This window comes from Pararhodobacter sp. SW119, from assembly GCF_017811755.1.
Lineage (GTDB): Bacteria > Pseudomonadota > Alphaproteobacteria > Rhodobacterales > Rhodobacteraceae > Pararhodobacter.
In genome coordinates, this window is record NZ_JADDJF010000096.1 from 1 (window position 1) to 6559 (window position 6559).

General features: G+C 63.0%; 7 protein-coding genes. All 7 read right to left on the reverse strand.

All coding sequences use genetic code 11. The features are described from left to right. Nucleotides 1-349 precede the first annotated feature (349 nt). Nucleotides 350-1648: a TRAP transporter large permease gene (locus IM708_RS20020; protein WP_209428337.1), complete on the reverse strand. Its 1299-nt coding sequence runs from the start codon at nt 1646-1648 to the stop codon at nt 350-352. 3 nt (nt 1649-1651) lie between these two features. Then, complete coding sequence (locus tag IM708_RS20025) at nt 1652-2152, reverse strand: TRAP transporter small permease (RefSeq protein ID WP_209428338.1); 501 nt, start codon at nt 2150-2152, stop codon at nt 1652-1654. A 54-nt stretch (nt 2153-2206) separates the two neighbouring features. Beyond that, nucleotides 2207-3187: a TRAP transporter substrate-binding protein gene (locus IM708_RS20030; protein WP_209428339.1), complete on the reverse strand. Its 981-nt coding sequence runs from the start codon at nt 3185-3187 to the stop codon at nt 2207-2209. Nucleotides 3188-3225: 38 nt separating this feature from the next. Further along, on the reverse strand, nt 3226-3813 hold the full coding sequence (locus tag IM708_RS20035) for a peroxidase-related enzyme (protein ID WP_209428340.1): 588 nt from the start codon (nt 3811-3813) through the stop codon (nt 3226-3228). Further along, complete coding sequence (locus IM708_RS20040; RefSeq protein WP_209428341.1) at nt 3810-4289, reverse strand: hypothetical protein; 480 nt, start codon at nt 4287-4289, stop codon at nt 3810-3812. The genes IM708_RS20035 and IM708_RS20040 overlap by 4 nt, the downstream gene beginning before the upstream one ends. Beyond that, nucleotides 4286-5764, reverse strand: a complete 1479-nt coding sequence (locus IM708_RS20045; RefSeq protein WP_209428342.1) for an NAD(P)/FAD-dependent oxidoreductase — start codon at nt 5762-5764, stop codon at nt 4286-4288. The genes IM708_RS20040 and IM708_RS20045 overlap by 4 nt, the downstream gene beginning before the upstream one ends. A gap of 388 nt (nt 5765-6152) precedes the next feature. After that, a partial coding sequence (locus tag IM708_RS20050) for a YtoQ family protein (RefSeq protein WP_209428343.1) occupies nt 6153-6559 on the reverse strand: 407 nt, incomplete at its 5' end.

The following is a 6559-nucleotide window of genomic DNA, read 5'->3' on the forward strand; positions in this document are numbered from 1 at the left end:
ATGCCCTCGAGTTCATAGCGAACGAGGGCATCTTCTGGACATGGACCTGACCGAAAACCATACAAAGTCGAGCTCAGGCAGTTGCATCGCCATTCGTCCGCCGCGCCTCACGATGCGAAACGGGACGTGCAACGTCACAGTGTCGGGGATTGGCGCCCCGCGGGTCATGCTGGCTCTCCGATCCTTCCAGCCCGCATCTCTCGGGAGAGGTTCCCGAGGCCGTCAACACGTAGCCGGACGTCGCGCCTGTCTGTAACGATGTTGACGCGTTTGACCAGCAGAGGCAATCTTTGCACCATCGCCACCCAGTCTCGACCTGCTTGTCTATGGCGGTCTGCGGGAGAGTAGGCTACCGGAAGCCGAATGCCTCGGGCATCAGTGTCCAAGGCAGGGTGAGGAAAAGCGCCGGCCAGACGACTCCAGCGGCAATGATGGCGATCACCATGGCGATCATCGGCAGGACCGCGACGAAGGCGCGCGGCATTGAGATCTCGCCGATCTGCGTGGCGATCAGCAGGCAGATTCCGTAGGGCGGGGTGATCAGGCCGAGCGTCAGCGTCAGCACGACGATCAGCCCCATGTGGACCTGGTCGATACCGCCGGAATTGGCGATGCTCTGGATGATCGGCAGAAAGATGATGACAGCAGTGACCGGGCTGAGCACAGTGCCGACGATCAGCAGGAAAAAGCCGACCATGAGCATCAGTCCGATCCGAGTGTCGGTGACCGAGGTGATGAATTCGGCCACGTCGCGGGCGATGCCGAGATAGGCGATCAGCCAGCCCATGATCCCGGCCGAGGCGACCGCGAACATCGGCAGCGAATAGGCGATAACCGAGTCCGACAGGATCTTCGGCAGCGCGAAGATCCCAATCGTGCGGTAGAATACCATCGCCAGCAACAGGCCGATAATCACGGCGATGGCGGCGGCTTCGGTCGCGGTGAAGACGCCGGTGGTGATGCCGCCGAGGATGATGATCGGCAGGATCATCGGCGGCATAGCGACCAGCCCCGTGCGCCCCATCGAGCAGAGCGAAAAGCTGCCTTCGGGTCGCAGGCCGATCTTTCGCGCGACGTAATAGGTGTAGCCCATCTGCGAGGCGGCGACCAGCAGCCCCGGCACGATCCCGCCCAGAAAGAGCGCGCCGACCGAGACGTTGCCGAAGGCGCCGTAGATCACCATCAGGATCGAGGGCGGGATGATCCCGCCCAGCACCGACGACGCGGCGGTCAGCGCCACCGAGAAGGGTGCTGGGTAGCCCGCCTTCTTCATCGCCGGGATCATCACTGCGCCGACGCTGGCCGTGTCGGCCGCGCCCGAGCCCGAAAGGCTGGCGAACATCATCGAGACCATGACGTTGATATGGCCCAACCCGCCGCGGATATGCCCCACGCTGGCATCGGCGAATTTCAATAGGCGGTCAGTGATACCGCCATCGTTCATCAGCCGGCCGAGAAGCAGGAAGAAGGGGACGGCCAGAAGCGGGAAGGAATTTATGCTGGCGAACATCTGCGTGACGACCGAGGTGAGCGGGATGCCCAGCTGGAAGATCGTCACGATAGACGCGAGGCCGATCGCGAAAGCAATGGGCACGCGCAGGGCGATGAACAGCAGGAAGCTGAGGATGAGCGTCAGAACCGGGGGCATCGCTCAAACGACCTCGTCGCTGGGCGGCGGCGGCGTGCCAGCGCGCAGACGGCGGATGTCGTCTCCGATCACCTCGGCCAGGAACAAGACCATCGCGACGCCGGCGACCGGGATTGCGGCGAAGACATAAGCGAGCGGCAGACCCAGCGAGACCGAGAGGCGCCGCCAGCCCATGCCGGTATAGGTATAGCCATGCACGACGAGGACGTAGATCACCGGAATGCAGGCAAGCGTGCCAAAGAGCTTCAGAGTGTTGGTTGCGGTGACGAAGCGCGCGGGTAGGATATCAACGACATAATGCACCTGCCGGCGCACGGCGACCGCAGCGCCCAGGAAGACCGACCAGACGAAGCACATCAGCGCCACCTCGTCGGTCCAGCCGACCGAGATGCGCAGGTAGTTGCGGGCGATGACCTGGTAGAAGATGCAGGCGATGAAGATGGCGAACAAAGAACCGGCCACGACCATGAAGGCCCGTTCGACGATGTCGTTGAGCAGGCGCATGGAGCCTTCTCCCGCAGGGCCCCCGGCACTGGGATGGACGCCGGGGGCGAGGTCTCAGTGCATGCTGCGCACGGTTTCCAGCAGATTGGTCAGGCCGAGGGTTTCGGCGTATTCCTCGTGCAGGGGGGCGGCGGCCTCGATAAAAGCGTCCTTGTCGACTTCGGTGACCGTGACGCCGCGCTCGCCCAATTGCTCGATCAGTTCGCCGTCGTACTGCACGCCCATGTCGGTGCCGTGGCGCGCCGCGTTCAGTGCGGCGGTCTCGATCGCGGTGCGATCCGCGTCCGAGAGCCGGTCGTAGCGCAGCGTGGCCATCGAGATATGGCTCATCATGATCTGGTGCTCGGTCTTGGCGTGATAGGGCGCAACCTCGTAAAGGCGCGAGCCAACATAACCGCTGATCGTGCTTTCGAAGGCGCTGACGACGCCGGTCTGAACCCCGGTGTAAAGTTCGGTCCAGGGCAGCGAGGTGGTCACCGCGCCGACCGCGCCCCAGGTCCGCGCATCAAGGCTGGATCCAGTCACCCGCATGCGCACACCGTCGAGGTCGTCGGGATGGGTGACGGGGCCGGAACTGGTGCTGAGATTGCGGGTGCCGCCGCCGGTGAGCGCCAGCAGCTTCAGGCCGACATCTGCGTCTGCAACCTGCTGGGTGTAAAAGGTGAAGATCTCGCTGTCGGGCTCGGTGGCGGCACGGAAGACATCCATGTTGCCAAAAAGGTAGTTGAGGCTGAAGAACTCGAACTCCCGCACGAAAGGCGCGATGTTCTGCACGCCGCCGATCATCACATCGACCGTGCCGATGCGCATTTCGTCAACGACGGTGGCGTCGTTGCCCAATTGTCCGCCCGGGAAGATCTCGACCGTGAAGTCGGTGTTCGCCTCGACCTCTTCCTTGAACATCTCGGCCGCGTCGATCCAGGGATGCGGCGCCGAGACGACGGTCGCCACGCGCAGGGTTTCGGCACTGGCCCCGAAAACGGCGAAAATGGCAACCGTGGTCACGGCGGCGGCAGCGTTTGCTTTGTAGGTCATGGTGCGGGTCTCCCGTGGTTTTCTGTCGCTGTTATCGTTCACTCGGGGGAGCGATTGTCAATCGGCTCGCCCAGCGTGTGCATCAGGCGGTTGGCCCAACCGAAAAGCGCCGTCGAAAGCGTCAGGTCAAGGATATCCTGCACATCGAGCCTGGCTTCGTGAAGCTCCGCAATATCCTCGGCCCCGATTTCGGGTGGGCACTGCGAGAGCTTCACGCCGAAGCGGAGGATCGAACGGGCGCGCGGGTCGATGTCAGCGGCCGGACCGTCGAAGAAGATCTTCTGCATCACCGTCTCGTCGCCGGTGATCTGGTTGTAGCGGCTGGCATGGACGGCGGCGCAATAGATGCAACGATTGACGAAGGACGCGGCGACCGCGCCCAGTTCCCGCTCGGCTCGTGACAAGCCGCCCTTGTCATACATGATTCCGTTGAACAGCGGCGTGCGCGCACTCAAGGCCTGCGAATCGTGCGCCAATACCAACACGTAGTCGGATACCTTGGTGTTTGAAGGCGTTTCGCTCAAGGCCGCGCGCTGGCTGTCGCTGGCGGTTTCCAGGTCGACTGGCGTGACATAGGGCGACCAGTGTGGCACGCGGGTGGTGAATTTCTCGATCTTGCGGGTCATTCCGTGTTCCCCAGCTTGCGCAGGACCAGCGCCACGCGGACTTGGTAGTTGACGAAAGCGACCAGCCCCGCAAGGCGCACGATGTCGCCCTCGGCGATCCCGGCGGCGCGCAGCATTTCGATATCGGCGCGTGTGGCGTCCTTGGGCGCGGTGGTCACGCGGTCGACATAAGACAGGATTGCCGAAATGCGCGTGTCATTGCCGAAGGCTTCGGGATCGGCAAGCGCGGCTTCCCCGGTGTCGCCCGCAAGCGCGGTGTAATGTGCGGCCAAGGCGACGTCGCCGTTCAGCCGTGCGATCCGGGCGGCGAGCGCTGCGCGCAGGGCATGGCTCAGCCCGCCCGGTTCCTCGGGCAAAAGTGCCGCGTCATGCGAGGCTTGGGTCAGTTCCATCAGGCGCCCGCGGACGGCCAGTGCCTCGGCCAGCGGGCCGGTTGCGGGCACGTCTGCCGCGGTTTCCAGGACATGGCGGCTCATGCTGCGCTCCTCTTCTTCTGCTTCGGCCAGTCCGACACGCGCCATTCATCGCCCTGCAACTCGGGGATGTCGTAATCCAGATATCCCTGCCAATGCGTCTCGATATCCTCGCGGTAGAATGCTGCGGCAAGGGCGCTCGCCAACCAGGATGCGCCCTCGCTGATGCCGGGGATGTCGCCGCTGACCTTGCCCATGCTGACGCTCGCGCCAAAATTGAAGCAGTGCACGCGACTCAGCCAGGGAGCGCTGCCTGGCTCACGTTCCTGAAACGCGAAATCGCGGGCCAGATACGGGAAGTTGCCGAGTTCGGCATGTTTCAGTTCGGGAGGCGGGGCGTAGACATCTTTCCAGAGCAGGATCTGCTCTGCGGCGTCACCGAGTTCGCTGCGTGCCGCGGGTTCGATGTGAAAACCCGTGCCGAGGATCAGGAAATCGGTGCGTAAATCGCCATTGGGCGTCGAAATGACGATTTCATCCCCGTCCATTCTGGCCCCCTCCACCGCGGCGCTGAAATGGAAATGCGCATTCGGGTGGCGCGAGACGCGAAGTGTCGATCCTCGCGGCGCGGGGGTCTGCGTCACGAAGGAATAATGCATGAATCGCCAGCGCCACGCATCGTTCAGATCGCGATAGCCATGCGTGAAGCCGAAGGACCCGATCCCCATCATCTTGTTGATCGTCGGCATCTCGGCGCGGCGGATCAGGTGCCGCACTTCGGCCGCGCCATGTTCCAGTGCCTCGGCGGCGTTGTCCACCGCTGAAGCACCGACACCGATGACCGCAACGCGCTTGCCCTTCAGCGATGCGAAGTCGATCTTGTCAGCTGAATGCGCCCAGGCTTGCCGAGGCAGGGGGGCGACAAAGCGCGGGATGTTCGGCGCGCCGGTGCCGTCGCGTCCGGTGGCCATGACCAGACGGCGGGTCAGGACCGAGGGCGCCTCAGCGCCTTTCAGATGCAATCGCAGAAGATCGCCTTCCGGGGTAACGCGGAGAAGCTCGACTCCGTTCTCCACCGGCAGGTCAAGGACGCCGCGATACCAGCGCAGATAGTCCATCCACATCGGGCGGGGAATCTTGTCCAGTCTCTCCCATTCCTCGGGGCCGAACTGCGCCTCGTACCAGGCGCGGAAGGTCAGGCAGCCCATCCCGAACGCGGGTCCTGGCAGCGTCTTCGGCGAACGCAGCGTCTCCATCCGCGCGTAGGTCATCCACGGGCCTTCCTGGCCCTCGGGGCTGCGATCGAAGATGCGGAAATTGCCTATGCCGCCGCAACGCAACGCGAAGGCTGCGACCAGCCCGCACATGCCGCCGCCGACGATCACCACATCCTGCACCGCCTCGCCGCGCGGACCCGTGCGTTCGGGAACCCAATTCTTTGGCGGCAGGTTCAGGCAGTCCAGATCGTAACGGACTCGGGCATTCAGCGCCTCAATCCCCTCGAGGGGTGCAATACCGGCATGGATGAATCCGTTCATCACTTATCTCCAAAGGTCTTCAGGCTCTCGGCGCGTCTTGCGCGGGGGTTCCTGCTCGCCCTAGCGTCGTTCCCCGGTCCGAAGACAGCGCCAGCGACCCCCCTGCGGATCACGCAAGTATTTGCCCTAAATGCGCCGCAGAGCCTCGGGGGGCAAGAGGCAGGTGCCAGAAGGCCGGGTTCCACCGCGCATTCTGCAGGACCCACGCGTCGACGTGCCATGAGCGAAGGATACAATTAGGCCTGACTTGCTACACTGTTCTTTCGCCGCACAGCACAATTAACTTGTCGGACGGATCTTTGGGTAGATACCTTGGCCCTCCGGCCCTAGTGGATTCCAACTTGGCACGTTCCATCTCGAAGCCCCCCCAATACAGCAAAATGAAAAATTATGGCAGCGTGCCGGTCAGAACATAGCGCAGGATCTGGACTACTTGTTCCGGGCGTTCCGCAACGGCAAGGGCTGCCGCATCTATCTCTTTCAGAGCATGCTGATGCTCAGGCCCATGCAACACGATCAGCGATTTACCCAATGCGGATGCAGCACATGCATCGAAGGCGGCATTCCATTGCCGGTATTTCTCACCGAAACGGACAACCACCAGGTCAGCTTCGCTTATACCGCGCCGGGTACGGATCGCATTAATCTGGGCGCCCTTGTGGTCGTGCCAGAACTTGTCGTCTTCTTGCCCAAGGATTGCCACGCCACAATCGTCGCTTGCAGCGTGATCGGTTACCGGGCCTTCAAAGCTGATATCCAGATCGCTTGCAGCGTCGATGATCTGGTCGCGCCAAT

What these genes read in the sequence shown, in the direction of transcription:
- IM708_RS20020 (WP_209428337.1), bottom strand. Translation starts at nt 1,648, where the DNA reads ATGCCCCCGGTTCTGACGCTCATCCTCAGCTTCCTGCTGTTCATCGCC.
- IM708_RS20045 (WP_209428342.1), bottom strand. Translation starts at nt 5,764, where the DNA reads ATGAACGGATTCATCCATGCCGGTATTGCACCCCTCGAGGGGATTGAG.
- IM708_RS20040 (WP_209428341.1), bottom strand. Translation starts at nt 4,289, where the DNA reads ATGAGCCGCCATGTCCTGGAAACCGCGGCAGACGTGCCCGCAACCGGC.
- IM708_RS20025 (WP_209428338.1), bottom strand. Translation starts at nt 2,152, where the DNA reads ATGCGCCTGCTCAACGACATCGTCGAACGGGCCTTCATGGTCGTGGCC.
- IM708_RS20030 (WP_209428339.1), bottom strand. Translation starts at nt 3,187, where the DNA reads ATGACCTACAAAGCAAACGCTGCCGCCGCCGTGACCACGGTTGCCATT.
- IM708_RS20035 (WP_209428340.1), bottom strand. Translation starts at nt 3,813, where the DNA reads ATGACCCGCAAGATCGAGAAATTCACCACCCGCGTGCCACACTGGTCG.